This window comes from Rhodomicrobium sp. (genome assembly GCF_047605405.1).
Lineage (GTDB): Bacteria > Pseudomonadota > Alphaproteobacteria > Rhizobiales > Rhodomicrobiaceae > Rhodomicrobium > Rhodomicrobium lacus.
In genome coordinates this window covers 83,632-107,832 of the sequence record NZ_JASGFR010000002.1, presented here as the reverse complement: position 1 = coordinate 107,832, position 24,201 = coordinate 83,632, and the positions used below count along the sequence as shown (strand labels likewise).

Annotated in this window: 21 protein-coding genes; 14 read left to right on the top strand and 7 right to left on the bottom strand. The window is 64.1% G+C overall.

Annotated features, from left to right (window positions below; translation table 11 throughout):
* Nucleotides 1-302 precede the first annotated feature (302 nt).
* The gene (locus tag QM659_RS01405; protein ID WP_415187101.1) at nucleotides 303-815 is read right to left on the bottom strand and encodes a disulfide bond formation protein B; all 513 of its coding nucleotides are present in this window, start codon (nucleotides 813-815) and stop codon (nucleotides 303-305) included.
* The gene (locus QM659_RS01400) at nucleotides 805-1,386 is read right to left on the bottom strand and encodes a YqaA family protein (RefSeq protein WP_127077466.1); all 582 of its coding nucleotides are present in this window, start codon (nucleotides 1,384-1,386) and stop codon (nucleotides 805-807) included. The genes QM659_RS01405 and QM659_RS01400 overlap by 11 nt, the downstream gene beginning before the upstream one ends.
* 289 nt (nucleotides 1,387-1,675) lie before the next feature.
* On the opposite strand from QM659_RS01400, the gene QM659_RS01395 reads away from it, so the two are divergent.
* The gene (locus QM659_RS01395; RefSeq protein WP_415187100.1) at nucleotides 1,676-2,785 is read left to right on the top strand and encodes a RuBisCO large subunit C-terminal-like domain-containing protein; all 1,110 of its coding nucleotides are present in this window, start codon (nucleotides 1,676-1,678) and stop codon (nucleotides 2,783-2,785) included.
* Nucleotides 2,782-3,330, top strand: a complete 549-nt coding sequence (locus tag QM659_RS01390; protein WP_415187099.1) for a cupin domain-containing protein — start codon at nucleotides 2,782-2,784, stop codon at nucleotides 3,328-3,330. The genes QM659_RS01395 and QM659_RS01390 overlap by 4 nt, the downstream gene beginning before the upstream one ends.
* A 24-nt stretch (nucleotides 3,331-3,354) precedes the next feature.
* Here the strand turns inward: QM659_RS01390 and QM659_RS01385 are convergent, their stop codons facing one another.
* Nucleotides 3,355-4,380, bottom strand: a complete 1,026-nt coding sequence (locus QM659_RS01385) for a poly(3-hydroxybutyrate) depolymerase (protein ID WP_415187098.1) — start codon at nucleotides 4,378-4,380, stop codon at nucleotides 3,355-3,357.
* Between the two features lie 20 nt (nucleotides 4,381-4,400).
* On the bottom strand, nucleotides 4,401-6,035 hold the full coding sequence (locus tag QM659_RS01380) for a tetratricopeptide repeat protein (RefSeq protein ID WP_415187097.1): 1,635 nt from the start codon (nucleotides 6,033-6,035) through the stop codon (nucleotides 4,401-4,403).
* A 126-nt stretch (nucleotides 6,036-6,161) separates the two neighbouring features.
* Between QM659_RS01380 and QM659_RS01375 the strand changes: the two genes are divergently transcribed.
* The 8 genes from QM659_RS01375 to QM659_RS01340 all read left to right on the top strand — a co-directional run bounded on the left by QM659_RS01375 (nucleotide 6,162) and on the right by QM659_RS01340 (nucleotide 16,574).
* Nucleotides 6,162-7,541 carry a hypothetical protein gene (locus tag QM659_RS01375; protein WP_415187096.1) on the top strand — a complete coding sequence of 460 codons (1,380 nt, stop codon included), beginning with the start codon at nucleotides 6,162-6,164 and terminating at the stop codon, nucleotides 7,539-7,541.
* Nucleotides 7,542-7,605: 64 nt separating this feature from the next.
* Nucleotides 7,606-8,670 carry a glycosyltransferase family 4 protein gene (locus tag QM659_RS01370; RefSeq protein WP_415187095.1) on the top strand — a complete coding sequence of 355 codons (1,065 nt, stop codon included), beginning with the start codon at nucleotides 7,606-7,608 and terminating at the stop codon, nucleotides 8,668-8,670.
* 56 nt (nucleotides 8,671-8,726) lie between these two features.
* Nucleotides 8,727-9,119 carry an MAPEG family protein gene (locus QM659_RS01365; RefSeq protein WP_127077459.1) on the top strand — a complete coding sequence of 131 codons (393 nt, stop codon included), beginning with the start codon at nucleotides 8,727-8,729 and terminating at the stop codon, nucleotides 9,117-9,119.
* Nucleotides 9,120-9,419: 300 nt separating this feature from the next.
* Nucleotides 9,420-10,556 carry an AI-2E family transporter gene (locus tag QM659_RS01360; protein ID WP_415187094.1) on the top strand — a complete coding sequence of 379 codons (1,137 nt, stop codon included), beginning with the start codon at nucleotides 9,420-9,422 and terminating at the stop codon, nucleotides 10,554-10,556.
* Nucleotides 10,557-10,565: 9 nt separating this feature from the next.
* A complete protein-coding gene (locus QM659_RS01355; protein WP_127077457.1) occupies nucleotides 10,566-11,267 on the top strand; it encodes an HdaA/DnaA family protein in 702 nt (233 codons plus the stop codon).
* 301 nt (nucleotides 11,268-11,568) lie between these two features.
* The gene (locus tag QM659_RS01350) at nucleotides 11,569-13,794 is read left to right on the top strand and encodes an RNA degradosome polyphosphate kinase (protein ID WP_415187093.1); all 2,226 of its coding nucleotides are present in this window, start codon (nucleotides 11,569-11,571) and stop codon (nucleotides 13,792-13,794) included.
* Nucleotides 13,795-13,954: 160 nt separating this feature from the next.
* The gene (locus QM659_RS01345) at nucleotides 13,955-15,523 is read left to right on the top strand and encodes an exopolyphosphatase (RefSeq protein ID WP_415187092.1); all 1,569 of its coding nucleotides are present in this window, start codon (nucleotides 13,955-13,957) and stop codon (nucleotides 15,521-15,523) included.
* 115 nt (nucleotides 15,524-15,638) lie between these two features.
* Entirely contained in the window at nucleotides 15,639-16,574 is a 936-nt protein-coding gene (locus QM659_RS01340) for a DnaJ C-terminal domain-containing protein (protein WP_415187091.1), read from the top strand.
* On the opposite strand, the gene QM659_RS01335 is transcribed toward QM659_RS01340, so the two are convergent.
* On the bottom strand, nucleotides 16,532-16,921 hold the full coding sequence (locus QM659_RS01335; protein WP_415187090.1) for a hypothetical protein: 390 nt from the start codon (nucleotides 16,919-16,921) through the stop codon (nucleotides 16,532-16,534). The two genes, QM659_RS01340 and QM659_RS01335, sit on opposite strands and share 43 nt — an antisense overlap.
* 204 nt (nucleotides 16,922-17,125) lie before the next feature.
* Here QM659_RS01335 and QM659_RS01330 point away from each other — a divergent pair, with 204 nt between their 5' ends.
* Nucleotides 17,126-18,070 carry a fumarylacetoacetate hydrolase family protein gene (locus tag QM659_RS01330; RefSeq protein ID WP_415187089.1) on the top strand — a complete coding sequence of 315 codons (945 nt, stop codon included), beginning with the start codon at nucleotides 17,126-17,128 and terminating at the stop codon, nucleotides 18,068-18,070.
* A gap of 329 nt (nucleotides 18,071-18,399) precedes the next feature.
* Here the strand turns inward: QM659_RS01330 and QM659_RS01325 are convergent, their stop codons facing one another.
* Nucleotides 18,400-19,161 (bottom strand): carotenoid 1,2-hydratase, encoded by a 762-nt coding sequence (locus tag QM659_RS01325; RefSeq protein ID WP_415187088.1) that lies wholly within the window; start codon nucleotides 19,159-19,161, stop codon nucleotides 18,400-18,402.
* 131 nt (nucleotides 19,162-19,292) lie between these two features.
* A complete protein-coding gene (crtD, locus tag QM659_RS01320; RefSeq protein ID WP_415187087.1) occupies nucleotides 19,293-20,861 on the bottom strand; it encodes a 1-hydroxycarotenoid 3,4-desaturase CrtD in 1,569 nt (522 codons plus the stop codon).
* Between the two features lie 127 nt (nucleotides 20,862-20,988).
* Here crtD and QM659_RS01315 point away from each other — a divergent pair, with 127 nt between their 5' ends.
* From QM659_RS01315 to QM659_RS01305, 3 genes are all read left to right on the top strand, one after another.
* Entirely contained in the window at nucleotides 20,989-22,140 is a 1,152-nt protein-coding gene (locus tag QM659_RS01315; RefSeq protein ID WP_415187086.1) for a methyltransferase, read from the top strand.
* Between the two features lie 107 nt (nucleotides 22,141-22,247).
* Nucleotides 22,248-23,189: a chlorophyll synthesis pathway protein BchC gene (gene bchC, locus QM659_RS01310; protein ID WP_415187157.1), complete on the top strand. Its 942-nt coding sequence runs from the start codon at nucleotides 22,248-22,250 to the stop codon at nucleotides 23,187-23,189.
* A complete protein-coding gene (locus QM659_RS01305) occupies nucleotides 23,186-24,196 on the top strand; it encodes a chlorophyllide a reductase iron protein subunit X (protein WP_415187085.1) in 1,011 nt (336 codons plus the stop codon). The genes bchC and QM659_RS01305 overlap by 4 nt, the downstream gene beginning before the upstream one ends.
* Nucleotides 24,197-24,201 lie beyond the last annotated feature (5 nt).

Below are 24,201 nucleotides of genomic sequence, written 5' to 3'. Positions count from 1 at the left end.
TGCCTACAGCATCTCAACTTGATGGAATAAAACTATACCCGATAATGTATATGAGTAAATAAACCCGTTTCGTTCTTCACCGTGCCGACGAACGACGACGCGAAAGCCCAGGCGCAACCGCTTGTATTTTTCAATTCAGTTTCAGGGGCTTGTGAGGGCGCACGCGTTGTCATGCGACATTGCGTCTCTCGCTCCCGATCATCGGATTATTCGATCGGGTCGGCGCGAATCGACGTTCGAAGCATCGACAGGTCGGCTGGCCTTGTCAGGCGCGGCCGCCGCCGGAGTCCATCGATCAGGTGTCAGCGGCTGCGCCAGATGCCGAAGGCCGCCACGATCGCGAGCGCGCCTGAAACCAGCACGTTGTAGCCCGCCAGCGACACGCCCCAGATGCGGAGCGCCGCCTCGTCGCACCGCACGACGGCGTTGTTCCTCAGGCTTTGGAGCAGCGCTCCCGGCTTAAGCGTGCCGTCGCTCGCGCAGGTGTCGGGGCCCGGCCAGAGCTTCCACTCTGCGCCCGCGTGATAGACGCTGAGCCCCGCGTTGTAGAGAAAGCCGATCATCAGCGCGGCAAGGATCAGTGCGGCAACTCTGGGCGCACGCGTGGCGAACCATGCGGCGAGGATGCCGCCGGGGATGCCGGCATAATAGGGGATGCGCTCTTCGAGACAGAGCGGGCAGGGCGCGTACCCGGCGAGTTCGAAGGACCATGCGGCGGTCAACGAGATGACGCTCACGGCCGCGATCACGAGAGCGGCGGTCCGTGCATCGAGGGATGCCCGTTCGCCGCGAGTTGTTGCGGAGTTATATGACATATCGAACAATGAGGAACCCCGAGACGATCACCGCCGCGAACCCTGCCGTCACCATTTCGAGGCGGCGTTCGAGGAAATCGCGGATCGGTTCGCCATAGATATGCAGCAAGGTGGCTTCAAGGAAGAAGCGAACGCCCCGGGTGATGAAGGAAAGCAGGACAAACAGCCAGAAATCGTAACCTGCGAAGCCGCTCGCGATGGTCACGAGCTTGAAGGGGATCGGCGTCAACCCCTTGATAAGGATGATCCATGCACCCCACTCGGCATAGGTGGCGCGGAACGCATCCATGTTCTGGCCGTAGCCGTAGAAGTCGATGATCCACTTGCCGAGCGTGTCATACAGCAGCGCGCCGATGGCATAGCCGACGATCCCGCCTATGACCGATGCCACCGTGCACCAGGCCGCGAGCTTGAACGCGCGCTCGCGCTGCGCCAGCACCATCGGGATGAGGAGTGCATCGGGGGGGATCGGGAAGAAAGAGCTTTCGGCAAAGGACACCAGCACGAGCGCGAGCAGCGCGCGCGGGCCTTCGGCGAGACGCATTGTCTTTTCGTAGAGGCGTCGAAGCATGAGCGGAGCTTTCGAAAAAGGCTGATGCCGGATAGCCCGGCCCGCTCTGCTTGTCCATAAGGTCGTCAGAGCTATCGTCTTTGCATGCGCTTGCGTCAGGAAACGTGCAACAATAAGGCTGAGGCCGGTGGAGCGAATTTGACATCAGACCCCCTGTTCCTGCGAACTTCGGCTCGACTGTCAAATTCAAAGGCTCCATCGGGATCGTATCGGCGGTCCTTGCGATTTTTGCATTTGCTTGCAAGGGGCCGTAACCGGTTGAAATGTGGGAAGCGGACCATCAAAGCGAATGTCCCGACTGAGCGTTACTTATCAGGTCCGTAGCGACGCGGCGTCGATCGAGGCGAGAGCGGCGGCGATCGCGGTCGAGCAGAGCGTGGAGATGCCGCTCGACGCCATCGCCGACGCGGGCGTTCTCCGCGACATCGTCGGCGAGGTGCAGGGCATAAGCGAGGCGGCGCCCGGTCTGTTCGAGGTTCGGATCGGCCTCGCGGTCGACACGACGGGTTACGAGGCGGGTCAGCTTCTCAACATGCTGTTCGGCAACAGCTCGATCATGCCGGATGTGACGCTCGTCGACGCGGAGATCCCGGAAGCCATGGCGCGGGCGTTCGGCGGGCCGAATATCGGCATCGGCGGGCTTCGCGAGAAGGCTGGCGCAGGCGTTCGCGCGCTCACCTGTACCGCGTTGAAGCCGCAGGGTCTGTCGCCGGACGAACTCGGCGCGCTTGCCGCGCGGCTCGCGGCGGGCGGCATCGACTTCATCAAGGACGATCACGGCCTTGCCGATCAGATCTACAGTCCCTTCGCCGACCGAGTGCGCGCCGTCGCCAGCGCCGTGCGCGAGACGAATGCGAAGACGGGCCACCGCACGCTCTATGCGCCGAATGTTTCGGGCAGCTTCGATCAGGCGGCGGACCAGATCGCGCTGGCCGAGGCGGAGGGGGGCGAGGCGGTGCTCGTCGAGCCGATGCTGATCGGCGTGTCGAACTTCCATCGCCTGACGCGGCTGTTCCCGAATGTCGCGTTCATCGCGCACCCGGCCATGGCGGGCGCGGCCCGCATCGCGCCGCCCTTCCTTCTCGGCACGCTGTTCCGTCTTTTCGGCGCGGATGTCACCATCTACCCGAATTATGGCGGCCGCTTCAGCTATTCGCCCGAAACCTGCCGCGCCATCGCGCAAGCCGCGCGCCGGCCGTGGTGGGACATCAAGCCCTGTTTTCCCTGCCCGGCGGGCGGCATGACGCTTCAGCGCGTGGACGAACTTCTGGATTTCTACGGTGCGGACACGATGTTCCTCATCGGCGGCAGCCTGCTCGCGGCACGCGAGCGGATCACGGACGAGGCGGCCGCGTTTCAGGCGCGCGTGGTCCGCCATTTCGAGGGATCGCTGGCATGACGGATCGCGAAAGCTCCAACATTCGCAGGGCCAGGATATATTCAAGCGCGGCGGATGCCGGTCCGCTTGAAGAAAACGCGTCAAAACAGGAGGCCGGGGCGCCCTCCCGCCTCGGCGACGGCGCCTTCCGCTGGGATGGCGTGGACGTTCTCGCCTACAAGGACGAAGGCAGCGCGCCGTTCAGGGCGATCACGCGGCAGGTGCTTTTCCAGCGGCCCGAGCTTTCCTGCGAGCTTCGCTATTTCGAGATGGCGCCGGGCGGCCATTCCACCTTCGAACGGCACAACCATGTGCACGGCGTGATGATCTTTCGCGGGCGCGGGCTTTGTCTCGTCGGGGAAGAAGTGCGCGAGGTGGCCGCGCCGGATCTCGTTTTCATCCCGCCGATGACGTGGCACCAGTTTCGCGCGAGCGCGGGCGAGCCTTTCGGCTTCCTGTGCATGGTGAACGCCGAGCGCGACAAGCCGCAGCTTCCGACACCGGAAGAACTGGCGGAGTTGCAGAAGAATCCGGCCATCGCCGCGTTTCTGGCCCAAGCTGATTAGCTTGCCGGGCTGCCGCGCCGGTGCCTACTTCCCGAGCGCCTCAACCATCGCTGCGACGGCTTTCATCTGCGGGGCCTTCTTCGTGAGGAAATCGAGGCCGGTATAGCCCCACCAGTCCCAGCAGGCGTTGGGATTTGCGGCCGACGCCTCGACCTGCGGGAAAAGCACGATCAGCCGGTTCGTCGCGGCCCAATCGGCGAAGCCCGACTTCTTCGTCACCGCGTCGCCGACGAGCGCGCGGGTCTGCTTGCAGCCGTGGAACAGCACATGCACGCGGCAGCCGCCGCCGCGACAGGCGGGGGGCACATAGACCACGCCTTCATCCGCCAGCGTTGCGTCGGATGAAGCGTAGCGGCGCTGGTCGAAAAGCGCGAAATCCGCTTCCGCCGCGGTGCCCTTCGGTTCGAGAGCACCATGGAGGAAACGCAAGATCGCCCCGGCCTGATCGTAGTTGCAGTTGTTGACGAAAGGCGGCTCGGACAGCTCGCACGCATTTCCCGCGCCTGCCGTGGAAAACGCATGGCCGCCAGCCCCGCCCGAGACGAAATCGATGTTCGCTTCGGGCACCCCCGCCGCGAGATAAAAGGCGCGTGCGGCCTTCACCACGGAGAGCGCAACCGTGCGGTCGTTCGCGCCCGAATAAAGGTAGATCTTCGACGTCTTGAGATTCGACAGCGGATCGATTGAGCCAGCGTCCGCAAGCTTCTTCGCCTGCGCCAGCAGCCGGCCCGCGTCGAGCACGCCGAGAGACGAAAGGTAGTCGGCCATGCAGCCGTTCTGCGCCTGCGCCGTGTTCAGCGCGAGCGCCGCCGGGAAGATGGGGATCGCCTTCGCGCCCGCGCTCATGGCGCATCCGAACGGCCCGGCCGCCACGATGCCGGCGCCTTTGACGCGCTCGGAAAAAGCGACCTGAAACTGCCCGGCCATGTAGCCGCCGGACGAGAGCCCCGATACGGTCAGCCTCGATGTGTCGGCCTTGAGCGCAGGCAAACTGTCGGCGGTGGTGGCCGTGCAGCCTGCCGCTGCCAATGCTGACGCCACCGCTGCCATTTTTACCGGCCCGAGCGACATCACCGGAAAAGCCAGCCGAAGATGCCGGAGCCGCCGCGCCGGGCACCGCCGTTGCCCCCGCCGCCGCCGCCGAAGACCGTCGTCCACGGGTTCTCGTCGCGCCGGGCCGCCTGCGGCATTTCCTGCCTCGGTTTCCTCAAGTCGTAGGTGCTCGAAAGTCCGTCGGTGTCGGTGACCGTGACGCCATATTGCGTCCACGCCCATTTCGATTTTGCCTCACCCGTGATGTAGGGCTCGATGCCCGCCACCTGAGCGCGCGAAAGATCTATGATGGCGACATATTCGTGAGGGAGTGCGCCCTTCTCGCCCGACCGGTAGCGCAACAGGCCGATGCCCGCGAGCGTTTCCTTAAGCGGCGTCCATTCGAGGATCTCCGCCGGCGCATCGCCCTGCGTTTCGAGGATCACCGGCAATTTGGGATAGCGTTCGTTCAGCGCCGTATAGTGACCGCCCGAGGAGCGGAACACCTCCCAGCCGTCGACGGCAGGCGCGAGAGGCTTCACCACGGCATCGGCCGTCTCGCCGCTCGCCGCCTTGTAGCCGTCGCGCAGGTCGCGATTGAGCGGATCGAGTTCGAGAGCCCTGCGGTAATCGGCGATGGCTTCGTCACGGCGCCCGCCGCGCTCTCGGTAGCTGCCCCGGAAGCGATAGGCGTCGGCGTGGGCGGGCGCAAGTTCGATGGCCTTCGACAAGTCCGCGTCCGCACCGTCCGTATCGCCCGTTCCATATTTCGCCTGACCGCGCCAGAACCAGGCTTCCGCGGCGTTTGCGTCCAGCGAGATCGCGTGGTTCAGGTCTTCCAGCGCGAGGTCGGCGCGCTTGCGTTCGAGGTTCTGCGAGGCACGCCCGATCAGCGCCGGGACGTTGTCCGGAGCGATTTCGACGGCCTTGGTGAAATCGCGAAACGCCTGAGCGAAGCGCCTTTCCTTTGCGTGGGCTTGTCCCCGCGCCACATAGAGCGCGGCGTTGTCCGGGGCGAGCGCGATCACCTTGTCGAGATCCTGCGCCGCCTCGTCGTTCCGCTTCAGCGCCGCGTAGATCGCCGCCCGGTTCTGGTAGGCCGGGGCGAATTGCGCGTTCAGAGCGATGGCGCGGTTCAGATAGCGAAGCCCGGTGTAGAGGCGGCCGGAGCCAGCCGCGATCCTTCCGCACCCGTTCAGGGGGATGGAACTTGCGGGCATCAGTTCGATTGCCTTGCGGAAATCCTTTTCGGCGGCGTCCTGGTGGTTGAGCTTCTGGCTCGCATTGGCGCGGTTCGCATAGGCCGCGCCGAAATCGGGCGAAAGCGCCACCGCGCGGTCGAAGTCCCGGAAGGCGTCCTCCGGCCGGTTCATTTCCAGAAAGACGTTGCCGCGATTGTTCCAGGCGAGCGCGTAGTCAGGGTTGAGCGAAACCGCCTTGGTGAAGTCGGCAGCGGCGTCTTCAAGCTGTTTCATGCGCCATTTCGCGACGCCGCGATCCGAAAGGATGGTAGCCTGACGAGCGGCCGGCAGACCCGCCTCGCGAAGCGCCTCGTCATAGGCAGTGACGGCGAGGTCGTAGCGGCCGCGAAGGAGCGCCGAACTTCCCTCCTGCGCCTTGAGCGCCGTCTTGTCGGGCGCGGCACTTGCCGGCCCCGCGATACCGAAAGTCAAGACTGCCGCGGTTAGGATCGAGGCGAAAGCCACGGTCGCGCCCGCGCGCCGGACGGCGGCAGAGCCTGCTTTACCCTGTTCGCGCATTCCGCTAACACAATGAAAACCACTGCGACGTTTGAGCCAATGGCGCATCGAAACATTCCCATCCTGCGCGGACTTGCTCTCGGCCTAGCCCTTATCGCCGCCAAACCTTGTGCGGGGAGCGGCGCGGTGGAGTATAGCGGTGTGGCGTCCGCCAAGGAAGCACCGCTCGAAGCGCGCACCATCGGCGACAATAGCCGACAATGGGTAAAAACCGCGCAAAACAATGGCGCATCCGCTGACGATGCGGACGCCGAAGCGCAGCGGAAGCTGAAGCAGGAACTCGATCGCCTGCGGCGTCAGCCCCGCGAGGGCTGGGCAACGACGACGCCCACCACCCCGCAGAAACCGCCGCAGCAGCAACAGAAGTCATCGCCTGTCAACGTCGGCGAAGCGCAGCCGAAATCGAAGCGGCCCGCCGCCACAACCGGAACCGCCGAGGCGCAGCAGAAGCCGAAGCTCGCAGCTCCGGCGGCCGCGCCCATCGAAGCGCCGCTTCCGATTGGCCCCGCCATCGACCCCGAGATCGACCGTGCGGCGGGAAAGGTGCTGTTCCTTCGCTTTCCCGGCACGCTTCCCGCCGATGTCGGTCCGAAAGCCATGCGCGCCATGCTGCAATCCGGCCAGATTGCAGGCGCGATGTTCTCGCGGCAGAATATCGCTTCCAAGGCTCAGCTGCGCGACCTCGTGAAGTTTCTCTGGCAGGGAAACGCGGCTCAACGGCCCTTCTTCGCGATCCGCGAGATCGGCGGCAAGGAAGACGCGCTGCCGCAATTGAAGGAGTTCGAGGCGTGGCCCGCTCCTGGCGACATAGCGGGCAGGGGCGATCCGGAGTACGCCTATTCCACCTATCGCTCGCTCGGTTTCAACCTTGCGCATCTCGGCTTCAACCTGAATTTCGGCCCGGCGCTCAGTCCTTCGGGGGCGGCGGCGGACCCGTCGAGCTTCGGCGCCAATCCGCTGCAATCCGGCGTTTTTGCCAAGACTTTCATCCTGGGCCACAAGGACACCAACGTTATTGCCGTGCCGGTGGTGGATCAAAGCGAGCTTTCCGTGCGCGCCCTGAAGTCGCTGCTCGTCGCCTATCCGGGCACACCGGTCGCCGCGACCATCGGCGACGAGACGGCATCGCTTTCGGCCTATGAAAACCTCGTGCGGGGGCCTCGCTTCTGCTTTCTCACGATGACGGCGGGCGCCGCTGAAACGGTGTCTTCATTCGCGAAGGGGTGCGACGTGCTGGTTGTGGACGGCGGCAAGGAAAGCCCGGCGGCGACGCGCGCGGCTCTGGCGGGTGCGATTGCCGACGCCGTGAGAAACGGCACACTTGCGCTGGCGGACCTTCAGGCGTCGGCGCAGCGCCTGTCCACGCTTCGCGGCTCCGCGGCAGCGATATCCAACGGATTTACGACGACGTCGCAGTAAGATGCTTGAATGTACAACCATGGGTTGGTATGAGCCGGGTTGATACAGTTCGGCGAGCAATCCCTTGGCGACGATCGCGATCCTGCATGCGAACCACAAGCATCCCGCCTATACGGGCGCTTCGCTTCGCGCGGGCGCGTTGGGCGGAACCGAAAGCTCGGCGATTTATCTCGCGGAGGCGCTTGCGCGGCGCGGCCATCGGGTCTTCGCGCTGAACCGCCTCAAGGCGTCGTCTGTGGAAAGCGGCGTGACATGGCTACCGCTCGACAGCCGCTCAGATCTGCCGCCTGTCGATGTCGCCATCGCGCTCAACTCGGACCGACTTTATTGGGGTTTCAAGGCGCGCCACAAGCTGACATGGCTGCATACGCCGCCGACGCTTCGCAAATTTCTCAAGCGGCGTAATGCGCTCGCCCTCCTCTGGCATAGGCCGACGGCGGTGCTGCTCGGTGGCTACCACGCATCGACGCTCGACCGGCGCGTGCCGTACCGCCGTCGCGTGGAGATCGCCCACGGTGTGGCGCAAATGTTCTTCGCGCCGGAGCCGGACGCGACGCCACGCGCTGCGAAGGCCGTCTTCTGTTCGCGGCCCTCGCGCGGTCTCGATTTCGTGGCGCGGCTCTGGCCCGGTATTCGCGCGGCCGTTCCCGATGCGGAGTTGCACGTATTCTGCCCCCAGTCGAGCCTTGATGAAGCCGCCGCGCGCATCGGCGGTGCCGGACCGGGCGTGCAGATACGCGGGGGCGTCGCGCGGGCAGAGCTTGCGGCCGAACTCAGGACAGCGCGCGTGATGCTCATCCCCGGCGACCTCGACGAGACCTTTTGCCTTGCGGCTGCGGAGGCAACGGCTTCGGGCGTTCCGCTCGTCACATGCGGGATCGGCGCGCTGAAGGAGCGCGTGCGCCACGGCGAAACCGGCTTTCTCGCCAGCAGCCCCGAGACTTTCACCCGGCATGCCAGCGAGGTACTCGCGGATGACGCGCTCTGGCTTCGCCTCAATCGCGCGTGCATAGCCGGGAGCGGGCTCGCCCGCTGGGACGACCGCGCCGCGGAGTGGGAGCGGCTTTTTTCGGCGCTCGATGCGTGCGATGCTCCTGCCCTCGAACCTTTCCTCGTTGCCGCGCGATAAATCCGTCCGGTTGGCGGACGTCCCATCGCCGACAACCTCGCTGGAGAAAAGATCGCATGACCACGGAACTTACGATGCTGGCGTGGACCGTCGTGCTGGCCATCGTGCAGATCGGCCTTTTCTCCATCGCACGAACGGCGCAATACGGCGCGAAATGGAACATGGGCGCGCGGGACGAAAGGCAGCCGCCGCTCAATCCGATAGCGGATCGGCTGGGCCGCGCGCAGGCGAACCTTTACGAGACGCTGCCGCTGTTCGTCGCCGCGGTGCTCGTGGCACACGCCGCGGGGCGGGAAAGCGCCACCACCGCGCTCGGCGCGCAGCTCTATTTCTGGGGACGCGTCGCCTATGTGCCGCTTTATGCCTTCGGCGTTCCCTACATTCGCACTCTCGTCTGGGGAGTGGCTACGGCCGGGCTGCTGATGGTTCTGTGGCCGCTTCTCGGATAGCGCGACAAGGCGTGAGGGCATGAAAGCCACGCGTCGTCGCCGCAAGGTGTTCCGTGTTGCCCCTTATGTCTTGCCTCTTTGGGGCGCGCCGCTACAGTCGCGCCCACAAGCAGGGCCGGTTCGCCGCTCCGTTTCCGCGCCATTGAGGCAGCGAAGGAAACTCTGCCGCGGCTCGAACGTTGATGCGAGCGGCCCTCGCTTCGACAGGCGGCAGCGCCGGCGCATTGAACGGACGATAAATAAACCTATCGCTTGGATTCCAGGCGAAAAGCCATCAGGCTCAGGGAGTAAAGCGTCAGCATGGACAATACGATCCGTCTCTCCCCGCATGCAACGTTCTGGGTGGCGGTCGTCGCCCTCGGCACGATGGGGCTCATGGTGTTCGCCGACGTGCTGATGCCTTTCGCGGCGGGGTTCGTGCTCGCCTACCTGTTTCACCCGCTGGTCAATCGGCTAAACCGCATCGGCGTCCATCGCGGCGCGGCGGCGTTTGCGATCATCGCGGTGCTGATCCTGATCTTCGTCGCGATCTTCGCGCTGCTCATTCCTCCGCTGGTCGATCAGCTTCGGCAATTTGCGCAGGATCTGCCGGGCTATTATCAGCGCGCGCGCGCCTATCTCTGGGAGCATTACCCGCAATATATCAAGTCCATTCAGAGCACGGTCCAGCAACAGGAGGGTACGGGCGCGGCGCAGGGGCAGGCACAGGATGTGGCTGGCGTGGTCGCGGGCTATCTGCGGAGCCTTGCGGAAAGCAGCCTCGCCTTCTTCAACACGCTCGCGCTTCTCTTTCTGACGCCGGTGGTGACGTTCTTCCTGCTGCGCGACTGGGACAAGATGCTCGCGTCCGTCGACAGCCTTCTTCCGAAGCGGGACGCTCCGACGATCCGCAAACTTGCGGGGGAGGTCGACGACACGATTTCCGGCTATCTGCGCGGGATGTTCATCGTGCTGTCGATCCTGTCGGTGTTCTACATGGTGACGCTTGGCCTGATCGGGCTCAATTACGGCCTCCTCATCGGCCTTTTCGCAGGCATCGTCAGCTTCGTGCCATACCTCGGCTCGACGAGCGGCTTGCTGGTCGCAGGCGGTGTTGCGCTTGCTCAATTCGCGCCGGATTACGCCATGGTGGCGCTCGTTGTCGGGGTTTTCATCTTCGGACAAGTCATCGAGGGCAACGTGCTGACGCCGAACATCGTCGGAAATCAGGTGCGGCTACATCCGGTATGGCTTCTTTTCGCGCTCGTCGCGTCGGGTTATCTTCTCGGCTTCACCGGCCTTCTGATCTCGGTACCGCTTGCAGCGGTCATCGGCGTGCTGGTGCGCTTTGCGATCCGAAAATATCAGGAAAGCGAAATTTATGACGAGCAAAAGGGTAGCGCCGCAGTGGAAGCGGTCGAAGGCACGAAGCCGCGCAAGACAGCGGCCATCGGCTGAGGCCGGTTGATGTCATCCCAGCTCGTGCTCGATCTGCCCCGGCGTTTCGCCTATGACGAGGGCGATTTCTTCGTGACGGCCCGAAACGGCCGCGCCTTCGGCCTCGTCGGCCAATGGCCGGACTGGCACGCGCCTGCGGCCGTCATCTGGGGCCCGCCGCAATCGGGCAAGACATATCTCGCCCATATCTGGAGCGCGCGGGCGAACGCGGCATTCGCCGATCCCGCGCTTCTCGGAAGTCACATTTGGGCCGCGCCCTGGCAGCCGCTCGTTCTGGAAGATGTGGACGCGTCAGGGCTGCCCGAGACGGCGCTGTTTCATCATCTGAACCTGGCGCGCGAACACGGCTCGTTCATTCTCCTGACCGCGCGAACGCCGCCCGGAAGCTGGCGGATCGCGCTGCCGGATCTGCGCTCGCGCATCCGCTCCTATCCAACGGCCGAAATTCAGCCCCCGGACGAGGAGCATCTGGCCGCGCTTCTCCTGAAGCATTTCAGCGATCGCGGCATCGAGATCGCCCCGGACGTGATTGCCTATCTCGTCCAGCGCATCGAGCGTTCGATGGCGGCGGCGGATGCCGTGGCGTCTCTGCTCGACAAGGCGGCGCTGGCCGAACGCCGCCGGATCACGCGCAGCTTCGCGGCCAAGGTCTTGAAGGCGGCGGGGGGCGGACCGGACAGCGGGGACGACGAGCCGGACGACGGCATCTGAAGCCGCGCGCCCCGAGGGCCGCGCAGGACCGCCCTGCGCCGACAGGTGCCAACGCCTTTGCGTCGCCGGATCGCCCGAGCAAATCCGCCGGAAGAAGCTCTTGCGACGGTGCGGGCGCGGCGTCATCTTTTTAAGTTCAGTTTGTTCGTCGCGTGAACGTCCGCACCATCGACCGCTGCGAGCGAAACGTGCCTTCCGGCGTTTTGCCTCGGTGTCTTGTGTTCGTCATGTCACAAAGCGCTTCCAAGCTCTGAGTGCGCAATTCACGCGTCACAAGGACGCCAAAACGGAGATCATGGAAATGAAAATCGCCGAAGCCGAACCTGCCCCCACATACCGGGACAGAATAGAAGCCTTTGGCGTGGAACGCTTCTTCAACAGGGAATTGTCGTGGCTCGCATTCAACAAGCGCGTCCTTGAGGAATCGGCGAACACCCGCAACCCCCTTCTGGAGCGCGTTCGGTTTCTGGCGATTTCGGGCTCCAACCTCGATGAGTTCTATCGCGTGCGCGTGGCGGGTCTGCACGAACAGGCGGCGACCGAAATCGTTGAAGTCTCGCCCGACGGACTGACGCCGAAGCAGCAGGTGGACAAGATCAACGAATCCGTCGTTCCGCTTTCCGCGATCCAGCAGGAGCGCTGGAACGCGCTTCGCGAGGACATGGAGCAGGAGAACATCCAGATCGCCACCGCGGCGTCGATTTCCGACGCGGAACGGGACTGGCTCGAAATCTATTTCATGCGGCGGGTTTTTTCGGCGCTGAGTGCCGTGGCGGTGGACGCCGCGCATCCTTTCCCGCACGTGCAGAGTCAGGAACTGGTGCTCGTGCTGGAATGCACGCGGGAACTCACTCTCGTCCGCGATTCGGATTTCGAGGGCGAACCGCGCCTGATGTATGCGCTTGTCGTGATCCCGAACGGTCTCGATCGCTTCATCCGACTGCCGCAGACGGAAGGCGAGGGCGGCAAGCCCGTGATCCGCTTCATCGCGATGGAAGTGCTGATCGCGCTTTACGCGCACACGCTGTTGCCGGGCTTCAAGGTCAGGCATGTCGGCCTCTTCAGGCCGCTGCGGAACAGCGAAATCGAGTTTCAGGAAAAAAGCGAGGATCTTCAGAAGGTGCTCCGCAAGGCGCTGGTGCGGCGCCAGCTCGGCGAGGTGATCCGGCTCGAAATGAGCGCGTCGTTGCCTGCGCCCGCGCGCGAACTCATCATCGCCGGGCTCAAGATCGGGCGAGACGACGTGGTGCCGGTCGACGGGCTTTTCGCCATCGCCGACGTCTCGCAACTTATCGTGAACGACCGGCCGGATCTGCTCTACAAGCCCTTTGAAATCCGCTTTCCGGAACGGATCGCCGAGTTCGACAATGACTGTTTCGCGGCCATCTCGGCCAAGGACATCATCGTTCATCATCCGTACGAGTCGTTCGACGTGGTGCTGCAATATCTGCGGCAGGCCGCATCCGATCCCGATGTCGTCGCCATCAAATGGACGCTCTACCGCACGTCGAAACGCTCTCCCATCGTGGAGGCGCTCCGGCAGGCGCGCGAGGCGGGCAAGAGCGTGACCGTGATGATCGAAGTGACCGCCCGCTTCGACGAATTGAACAACCTCGAATGGGCGAAGCAGCTCGAAGCGGTGGGCGTGCACGTGGTCTACGGCCTGACCCAGCTCGATCTCAAGACGCATGCGAAGCTCGGGCAGGTTGTGCGCAAGGAGAACGGCGAGCTTCGCACCTATTGCCACATCGGCACCGGCAATTATCACCCGGCGACGGCGAAGATCTACACGGACCTGTCCTATTTCACGGCCGACCCGGCTGTCGGCCGTGACGTGTCGCGCATCTTCAATTACGTGACGACCTACAGCCGCCCGAACAACCTCGAACGCATGTATATCTCGCCCCACGGCATCAAGGCTCGGATCATCGAGGAGATCCATAACGAGATCGCTCACGCCAAGGCCGGGCGCCCCGCCGCGATCTGGATGAAGCTCAACGCGCTCGTCGATCCCGAGGTGATCGATGCGCTCTATGAGGCGAGTCTGTCGGGCGTACCCGTCGACCTCGTCATCCGCGGCATCTGCTGCCTCAAGCCCGGCATTCGCGGACTTTCCGAAAACATCCGCGCGAAAAGCATCATCGGACGATTTCTGGAACATTCACGCATCTATTGTTTCGGGGCAGGGCACGGATTGCCATCCGAGGATGCGCACGTGTATATCAGTTCCGCCGACATGATGCCGCGCAACCTTGAGCGGCGCGTCGAGGCCATGACCGCGATAACGAATTCAACCGTCCACGAACAGGTTCTCGACCAGATCATGATCGCCAATCTGAAGGATAATCTCCAGAGCTGGAAAATCGAGAGCGATGGCAGCTCCCAGCGCTTTCATCTGAAGCCCGGCGAGGAACCCTTCAGCGCGCATGAGTATTTCATGACCAATCCCAGCCTTTCCGGGCGCGGCGGCGCACTCAAGCAGAATTTCCCGCGACGTTTCGCGGTCGCATCGGCGCCGCATGCCTGACGCAGAGAATTACATCAAGCCACCGGCTGCGGCGGCCGGATCGAATGTAAAACTCCAGCCTTCACGGGCTTCAACAAGTGTCATGGGTGAAGCGCACGCCCTGCTTGAAGGCGGGCAGCAATGTCAAGCAAACCCATGCCCCAGCGCACGAGGATGATTTGTGGATAATTCGACGCTCGGTTCGATAAGTGGGCGGTTGCCTGGCGCGCGCCCGGTGGCCGTCATCGACATCGGTTCGAACTCCATCCGCCTTGTCGTGTATGAAAGGCTCACCCGCGCTCCAACGCCTCTTTTTCAGGAAAAGGCGATGTGCGGGCTCGGCCGTTATCTCAACGAACTGAAGCGCCTCAATCCCGAAACGGTGCCAAGCGCGCTCGCCTCGCTGGCGCGCTTCCGCAAGCTCGCCGACATCTGCGGCGTCCGCGAGCGCGACATTCATCCGTTCGCGACAGCAGCGGTCCGCTGGGCTGAGGACGGCCCGGAATTTCTCGCGAAGGCGGAGGAGGCCTGCGGCGTCCCGATCCGCGTGATCGGCAACGCCGAAGAGGCGGAGCTTGCCGCCACGGGCGTTCGCGCGGGGTTCGTGAATCCGCGCGGCATCGTCGGCGACCTTGGCGGCGGGAGCATGGAGCTTGTGCGCATCGATGGCGAAACGCTGTCCGACAAGATTTCCCTGCCGCTCGGAAGTTTGTCGCTGGCCGAGAGGACACATGGCGAGAAGACCGAAGCCATTCCCATCATTGAGGACGCGCTTGCCTCGGTGGAGTGGCTCAACCATGTGCGCGGCGAAAATTTCTATGCGATCGGCGGCACGTGGCGTGCGCTCGCCAAGCTGCATATGGCCCAGACGAACTATCCGCTTTCCGCCGTGCACGGCTACAAGATGGATGCGCGAAAGGCGCTGCAAATTACCGCGCGCTATGCCAACAACTCGCCGACGGGGCTGAAGCGGCTCGCGGGCATGTCGGCGGGACGCGAGGAAACGGTGCCGTTCGGCGCGCTGCTCCTCAATTCGCTGATCCGCAAGATGCAGCCTTCCGACGTGATCTTCTCGGCGTTCGGCGTGCGCGAAGGCACGATCTACCGGCTTCTCAGCGAGGCGGAGCGCGCCGAAGATCCTCTGCTCTCGGCGTGCGAAACGGTTGCGGCCATGCGCGCGCGCTCACTCCAGCACGGGCGCGAACTGATCGAATGGACGGACGGTCTCTTCGCGCGCTCCAACGAGCACGAACACGATGACGAGCGCCGCCTGCGCCACGCGGCCTGCCTTCTGTCGGACATTTCCTGGCGCGCGCATCCCGATTACCGGGGCGAGCAGAGCGCTGTTCTCATCTCGCAATCGGCGTTCGCGGGGATCGATCACCCTGGCCGCGCCTTCCTTGCGCTGTGCGTCTACCATCGCTACGAGCGGAAGCTTCAAGGCGAGCTGATGCCGAAACTTGCACATCTTCTGCCGCGCCCGCTCCAGAAGCGTGCGCTGATCATCGGGCAAACGGTTCGCCTCGCCCATACGCTGACGGCGGGAATGAAGGGCCTGCTCCCGCAGACGACGCTTCTTTGTGAGCAGGGCAAGCTTGTGCTGTCCTTGCCGACGAAGCTCGAATCGCTCGACGGCGAGCAATTACGCCGGCGCCTGCGCTCCGTCGCGCGCGAGATGGCGTTGCAACCCGAGGTGGTTGTGTCTAAACATGTCAAACAGACATTTTTCGGGGGGTTGTTCGGGGGATAATGCGCGTCCGCGTTGAGGACGGCCCCGGCGGGGATAAGTTAAGCTTGACTCCCGTCGCTCTGTAACGGTCTTTGCATAGTTCGCAACGCTGACACACTCCTGCACCCGACGTTCCATGGATCAAGATCTCTACGCTGTTCTAGGGCTGAAGCGCACCGCGACGAACGACGAGATCCGTCGGGCGTACCGCAAGCTCGCCAAGGATCTGCATCCGGATCAGAACAAGGGAGATCCGGTCTCCGAGGAGAAGTTCAAGCGCGTGTCGGCGGCCTTCGCCGTGCTTGGGAGCCCGGAGAAACGCAAGCGGTACGACGCCGGCGAGATCGACTCGATGGGCAATGAACGCGCTCACCAGTTCTACCGCGATTACGGCGCAGGCGGCGGAAGCCGCGAATACGAAGGCTTCGGCGGCTATCAAAATGGGGGCTCGGGCGGCGGAGATTTCTCCGACATCTTCGGCGACCTGTTCGGCAGACGCGGGCCGTCCGGCGCCTTCACCATGCGCGGCATGGACTACCGCTACAACCTCGAAATCAGCTTTCTCGAAGCCGTCAACGGCGTGAAGAAGCGCGTGCAGTTTCCCGATAACGAGACGCTCGACATCACGGTGCCGGCGGGTGTCGAGAGCGGGCAGACGCTCAGGCTTCGCCACAAGGGCGGCCCGGGCGCCGGGCGCGGCGAGCCCGGCGACGCGCTCATCGAACTGAAGATACAGCCCCATCCGCTGTTTGCGCGCGACGGCGACAACATCACGCTGGAACTGCCGGTTTCGCTTCACGAGGCGGTGCTTGGCAGTCGTGTCGAGGTCCCGACCATCGGCGGGCGCGTGACGGTCGCGATCCCGAAGGGCGCGTCGAGCGGTCAGGTGCTGCGGCTTCGCGGCAAGGGAGTCACAAACGCGCGTACCGGCACGCATGGCGATCAGCTCATCACATTGAAGATCATGTTGCCGCCCGCGATAGACCCCGAGCTTGAACGCTTCATGCAGGAGTGGGCGAAGAAGCACCCCTACGATCCGCGTGCACGCTTCCGCGAAGCGGCGGGGGTCTGAGCGTCGCCTTTCCGCCACCGGCGAGACGGGGCCTTGCTGTCGCGGTCCTGTTCCGATGGTCTCGGACCTCTCGGGGTACGGCCGATAGCCGCCACGATTTCCACGATCACCCACACGGCAATGAGTGCGCCGAGGACGGCGATCGCTTCGACCGTGTGCATTCCGAAATTCAGCACCGAAAACAGCTCGTCTCCATAGTCGCCGCCAGCGACCGGGCAGGGCAGCGGCTGCCCGGGATCGAGATCGCATCCGGCGACACGCGCTGCCGCTCCCGCGCCCACCAATGCCAGAATCGGCACGAGGCACAGAAAAACGAAGAGGAGCATCAGCAAACGAAAGGCGCGCATGGGCTGTCCCTAATCCGGCGAGCCGAACCTTTTCATACTCTAATTTGCGCGTCTTGCGTAGGCCCGACCGTTTTCGTTGCCGATTGCACGAGCTTCCGCTCGGCCCCAAATGGAGGGTGCAAGGAAAAGTCAGACGATACGTGAAGTCTGGAAGCGATAGCGCGGACCCGCCGCGCCAATCTCCGGACGAGAGGAGAAACAGAGATGACCAACATCGAGGTGCCGCTCGATTCGAAATTGAGGCTGCTCACCTTCGCGAACGAGAACGGAGCCGTGCGGCTCGGCATCGTTCGACCGGACGGCCACGTGACCGATGTCGCCGAAGCGGCGCGCAAGGCGGGCCGCTCGCTCGGTTTCGACGGCACATCCATGCGCGCGCTCATCGAGGGCGGCGCGGAAGCGCTGGCGGAAGTGCGCGAGCTTGCGGCGATCGAGGCGCGTGGCGGCTTCAACGTGTCGGATCTGCGCGTCCTGCCGCCGCTGCCGCGCCTGAACGGCAATATCTTTTGCGTGGGCTGGAATTATCTGGAGCACTTCAGCGAGGGCGCTGCCTTCCGCGATCCGGCCCAGAAGCTGCCCGAGCATCCGGTGTTCTTCTCGAAGGGTGTTGCGGCGCTGAACGGGCCCTTCGATCCGATCCCCTACGATGCCGAAATTTCGGCCCAGATCGACTGGGAGGCCGAACTCGGCGTCGTGATCGGCAAGCGCGGTAAGAACATTACCGAGTTCGAGGCGCTGGATTACGTGTTCGGCTATACTGCCATCAACGACGTATCCGCGCGCGATCTTCAGAAAACCCGCCATGGCGGTCAGTGGCTCAAGGGCAAGAGCCTCGACGGCACCGCGCCGATGGGACCCTGGATCGTGCCCGCGGGCGAGTTCGACGCGAGCGCCGTGCGGATCGTAACCCGCGTCAATGGGGTCGTGAAGCAGGACGGAAACACGCGCGACATGTATTTCAAGATCCCGCGCATCATCGCGGAGCTTTCGCGGGGCATGACACTTCAGCCGGGCGACGTCATCTCCACCGGCACTCCGTCCGGCGTCGGCATGGGCCGCACGCCGCCCGAGTGGCTGAAGCCCGGCGACGTGCTGGAAACGGAGATCGAGGGTATCGGCAGGATGCGGAACGTCATCCGCGAGGCCTAAAGCCGAGCGCTGCGGTTTCGCGGAAAATCGGCGGGACGACGATGGCCGAAACCTCAAACGAAACGGAGCGCGATTTCTCGCGCCCCGCCTTTCGACCGAAATCGGAACCGAGCCTACTTGCCCTTCTTCGCCTTCGGAGCGGGCTTCGCCGGAGCGGCGGCGGCCTTGGCTGTCGCCGGCTTCTCGGCTGGTTTCGGAGCTGCTGGTTTCTTCGCCATCGTCTTATTGCCTCTAGCAATATGTTTCGGACATTGAATCGTGAGCCAGATTCGTATCGTAGAAACAAATGACGGCGATTTGTTTCCACAATTATTCAGTGGAGGCCGATTTTATTCGACCTTGTCGCGGCCCACTCCAAAAACGCCGCGTGAACTTCCCTGCAACGTGACGCGCGGCATGCGCCAGCCCAGCAGCGACTGAACCCAGCGCTTGCGGAACCGGTCGAGGGAAACGCTCTCGTGCATTGCGTGCGCGGGCTCGCCGAGAAGATGCGTGGCGATCATGGAGCGCGAATAGAACGGCGTGTCTTCGAGCGTTTGAAGCACGTTCGCCGTGTGCCCTGCGTCGATCCGGGTTTCTCGGGGCATCTTCCAGTAGCGCGTCAGCGGAAGGTCACAACGCTCGCGAAGCTCCACCGGGCCGACGCTTCCATCGGCCGCGATCCTGACGCCCATGTTGAACCTCGCGCCGTTCTGCCGGATGCCCTCATAGAGCATCACCGCGCTGTCAGAGAGGGCGGCACGCGACCAGTTCCAGTAAGAGAAACCGTCCTCGAGCGGCTCGTCGCCGCGATTGGTGTCGAAATAGCCGGTGCCGGTCCATGAAACGGCGGGCGCGTCGAATCGCGCCTCCACGCGGGCGCGCGGTGCGATCGGCGCCCACAGATGGCGGCCGCTCGTGCCGAAGTCGGTGGCGAAGTCGCTCCGTATTTCGGGTTCGAGCGTGACGACGCCTCGCACGGGGAGCCCCGTCACCGGAGCCTTCTCGTCGATGTTCACGGTGAGGCGCGTTCCGTCCCACGAAAGGCTCGACGGTCCGATGGCCAGCAATTCAGGCGTGGCGCCGAGCGCGTGGCGGCATCGTTCGGTCATGGCCCAGCGCGCAGCGCCCCGCCCGTAAACCGCAACATTGATGGAGCAATGTTGCGTTGGGTCGATGAGCGCACGGCGGCGTTCCTTCGCATAATACGGCGAGAAAACGCTGCCGATGAAGGCGATGATCGTCAGTCCGTAGCGATGGTCTGAACTGAACGCATCGACATACCACCAGGCGTAGCCATTCGGCGCAACAGTCTCGGCAAAGCGAGGTCCGAAAGTAGCGCCTCCGATGCGAGAGCGCCAGACAGCGCCGCCATCGGAATGCCCGGCCCCGGATGGACGCTCCCCCCCGCGAAATAGAGGCCCGGCATCGCCGAGCGCGTCCCCTGTCTCTGGAACGAAGCCATCCACCCGTGCGAGGCTCGGCCGTAGATCGCGCCCCCCGTTCCCGGCAGCAGCGTCTCGAAATCCTGCGGCGCGGCTCTCACCATCGCTCCCGGCAGCGGGCGAAGCGTGAGGCCGCATGTTTCCATCAGCCGGAAAGTCTTCGTCTCGCATTCTTCGATCTCCGCTAGGCTGAGGCCGGAACCATTGAGAAGGGCAGGCGCGTTGACGACGGTCAGGAAGCGTTCGGCGCCGTTTCCGCTTCGCTCCCCGCATCCGTCGCGATCCTGCGCGCACAGATAAACAGTTGGCGCGGCCGGAAGTTTTCGCTGCCGGAATATAGCGTCAAATTCCGAGCTATAAGGTGCGGCTGGAAAGAAGACAGTATGCCGCGCCAGAGGCAAGCCCGAAACGTCCGCCTGAAAGGCGAGCGTCAGCGCCGACAGCGAACGTCGGCGAGGCGGAACGCGGCGGGTGGCGTTCGCGGCATCGCGGCCGAGGTGGCCCGCCGCGACGGGAGAGGGGTCGGCGTTGAGCACCACGGCTTCGGCGGCGACATGCTCGCCACTCGCGAGGCGAACGCCCGAAGCCCGGCCGAATTCGGCGGTCACTTCCGCCACTTCCATGCCGTAGCGGTAGACGACGCCGAGCCGTCGCCCGAGCGCTTCGAGCGCGCGGGCGATCTTGTGCATACCGCCGTCCACGAGCCACACGCCCTGCTGCTCGACATGCGCCACGAGCATCAGCGTCGCGGGCGAGGCGAAAGGCGAGGCGCCGCAATAGGTGGAGTAGCGCGCGAAAAGCTGGCGCAGCCGCGCATCGCTCATGTGGCGGCAAACGGCGTTCCAGAACGTCTCGTAAGGGTTCATGCGCCAGAGATCGGAGAAGGCGAGGGGGCCGACGCGCCAGATCAGTTTCGGCAGGCTCGGCTTCTGCGCCCGGATGAACGAGCGGTCTAGGATGCGATAGATTTCGGCCGCCTCGCGGCAGAAAGCGCGGTAGCCTTTCGCGTTCTCAAGCCCCGCGAAACCCGCGATCACGTCGAAGCTTCGCCCTTCGTCCGCGAAGAGGTCGAGCGTGCTTCCGTCTTCCCACACGTGGCGCGCGATGATTTCCGCGGGCGTGACGGTGAGATAATCCGAAAGCGAGGCGCCCGCCTTTTCGAAAATCGCCTCGAAGACGTCGCGCATGGTAAAGACGGTCGGGCCGGCGTCGATGGCCACTCCGCCTGCGTCGACTTCGCGCATCTTGCCGCCCGGCTTGTCGAATTTCTCGACAACGGTGACGGCCAGACCTTCTGCGGCGAGACTGACAGCGGCGGACAGCCCGCCTATGCCCGCACCGACGATGACGACACGAGTCTCCGGCAAATGTATCTCCCGCAAGAACGGCGTTGACACGCCGACCGGTGACCGTCCAAGAGTGACGGCAGGGCTTGGGACAAAAAGCAGAACGAACAGGCCACGCGCGGTGACTCTCTCTCGAAATATCGCAAAATTGGATAAACGAAGCAACTTTACCGCGCTGCTGGATCGCGCGTTTGCGTTCCGCGACCGGGTGCTGTCGAGCCCGCGCTTCATCCGTTTCGCCGAAACGTTTCCGCTGACGCGCCCGATTGCGCGGCGCGAGGCGGGGGCGCTGTTCGATCTCTGCTCCGGCTTCATCTATTCGCAGGTGCTGCTGTCGTGCGTGCGGCTCGGCCTGTTCGATCATCTGCGCGACGGACCTTTGGCGCGGGACGAAATCGCGCGGCGGCTCGGGCTTGGCGAGGATGCCACGGCGCGGCTTCTGACGGCGGCGGTCGCCCTGCGGCTCGTGGAGGAGCGAAGCGGCGGGCGTCATGGCCTCGGGCGGCTCGGCGCGGCCGTGCTCGCGAGCCCCGGTCTCACCGCGATGGTGGAGCATCACGGCCTTGTTTATCGCGATCTGACCGATCCGGTGGCCCTGCTGCGCGGTGACGCGGAGGCGCATGGCGCAGGCGAGCCGATGGCGGACAAGGGTACGCATCTGGCCTCCTACTGGCCCTATGCCGAGGGCGACACGAGCGCGGATCGCGACGCGGTTTCAGCCTATACGGCGCTGATGGCGGCAACGCAGCCCGCCATCGCCGAGGAAGTGCTCGACGCCTACGATTTCAGGCGCCACCGCTGCCTGATGGATGTCGGCGGCGGCGACGGCACGTTCCTGCGCGCGGCGGCAGGGCGCGTGCCCGGCCTCGACCTCGTGCTGTTCGACGTGCCCGCCGTGGCCGATCTCGCCGATGCGAAATTCGAGGCGGCGAACCTCGCTCACCGGGCGAAAGCGGCGGGTGGCGATTTCACGAAGGACTTGCCGAAGGGGGCGGACGTCGTGACGCTCGTTCGCGTGCTGCTCGACCATGACGACGAAACGGCGCTGAAAATCCTCACATCGGTCCGCGCCGCGTTGCCGCAAGGCGGCGTGCTGGTGGTGGCCGAACCGATGGCGGGAACGCGTGGCGCCGAGAAGGTCGCGGCCTATTTCAGTTTCTATCTGATGGCAATGGGACGCGGCAGACCCCGCACCGAAGCGCAGCTTCGCGGCCTGCTGCGGCGCGCCGGTTTCACCTCTGTCAGGCGCCGCGGCACTCATCAACCCCTGCTCGTTCGCGTGCTCGAAGCCTCATTCTGACATCTAGAACGAGTGTAAGTTTGAATTGACATATAAGTCGGTCAAGCTAGGATGACACGGCTTCCGAAGAGACTAGTTGCGCAATGGCCCTCCTTCAAGAGTTCCCAATCGAGACGATCGCAGTCGTTCTGGAAGAGCCCGAAAAGCTCGGCCTGCGGCGGCTTGCGCTTCCATCTCCGGGGGATGCCGATGTCGTTGTCGACGTCGAATGGAGCGGCATCAGCACGGGCACGGAACGCCTGCTTTATACCGGGCGCATGCCGCATTTTCCGGGCATGGGCTATCCGCTGGTGCCGGGCTACGAGTCCGTGGGCCGCATTTCATGGGCGGGTCCGGCTGCCGGGATCGCGGTCGGCGAGCGCGTTTTCATTCCCGGAGCAAACTGTTACGGCGAAATTCGCGGGCTCTTCGGCGGCACGGCGTCACGCATCGTGATGCCGGGCGCACGCGCCATTCCGATTGCCGAAAGCCTGGGCGAGCAGGGCATTCTTTTCGCGCTCTCGGCGACCGCGCATCACGCGGCGTTCTCGGACAAGGGCGCTCCCGCCGACCTCATCATCGGCCATGGCGTTCTTGGTCGTCTCATTGCTCGCATCGTGGTCGCGAGCGGTGCTCCGGCGCCGACGGTTTGGGAAAAGAACCCGGCGCGTTTCGATGGCGCGCAAGGATATACGGTGCTCGATCCCGATCAGGATCCGCGCCGCGATTATCGGGTCATCTGCGACGTGAGCGGGGACTCAGGCATCATCGACACGCTGGTGGCGCGGCTCGCGCCCGGCGGCGAAATCATCCTCGCCGGTTTCTATGCCGACCGGCTTTCCTTCAGCTTCCCGCCCGCCTTCATGAAGGAAGCGCGGTTCAGGGTCGCTGCACAGTGGCAGAAGGCCGACATCGCGTCCGTGTCGAAACTCGTGGACAGCGGCCTTTTGTCGTTTGACGGGCTGATCACACATCGCGTTTCTGCCGACAATGCGCCTGCCGCATATCGCACGGCGTTCGAAGATCCGGCCTGTCTCAAGATGGTATTAGATTGGAGAACGTTAGCATGAGCCTTGACGCCAACGAAGCCAACGCCCTCGAACGGCAAGCGGCGCAGCTTCGCGCCGAGGCCCATGAAGAACCCGCCGCTCCGCCTTCGGGCGAGGCGAAGAAAGAAACGCAGATCATCGCGATCTACGGCAAGGGCGGCATCGGCAAGAGCTTCACGCTCTCGAACCTCTCCTACATGATGGCGCAGCAGGGCAAACGCGTGCTTCTCATCGGCTGCGACCCCAAGAGCGACACCACGTCGCTCCTGTTCGGCGGACGCGCCACCCCGACCATCATCGAGACGTCGTCGAAGAAGAAGGCCGCTGGCGAAGAACTGCGCATCGAGGATGTCTGCTTCAAGCGCGACGGCGTTTTCGCGATGGAGCTCGGCGGCCCGGAAGTCGGGCGCGGTTGCGGCGGTCGCGGCATCATCCACGGCTTCGAGACGCTGGAAAAGCTCGGCTTCCACGAATGGGGCTTCGACTACGTGCTGCTCGACTTTCTGGGCGACGTGGTGTGCGGCGGCTTCGGTCTGCCGATCGCGCGCGACATGTGCCAGAAGGTGATCATCGTCGGCTCGAACGATCTTCAATCGCTCTACGTGGCGAACAACGTCTGCTCGGCGGTGGAATATTTCCGCAAGCTCGGCGGCAATGTGGGCGTCGCCGGTATCGTCATCAACAAGGACGACGGCACGGGCGAAGCGCAGGCGTTCGCCGAAGCGGTCGGCATCCCGATCCTGTCGGCGATTCCACAGGACGAAGAACTGCGCCGCAAGAGCGCGAATTATCAGATCGTGGCCATTCCCGGCACCACCTGGGGGCCGACTTTCGAGGCTCTCGCCACCAACGTGGCCGAAGCGCCGCCGGTGCGTCCGAAGCCCCTTTCGCAGGACGGTCTGCTGAATCTGTTCAAAGGGGATGCGGTGGGCCGTGGAATCGTGCTCGAACCGGCATCGCAGGCCGACATGCGCGGCCATGAGATCGTTGAGAAGCCCTCCCTCGAAATCGTCTACGACGTAGCCTGAAGCCG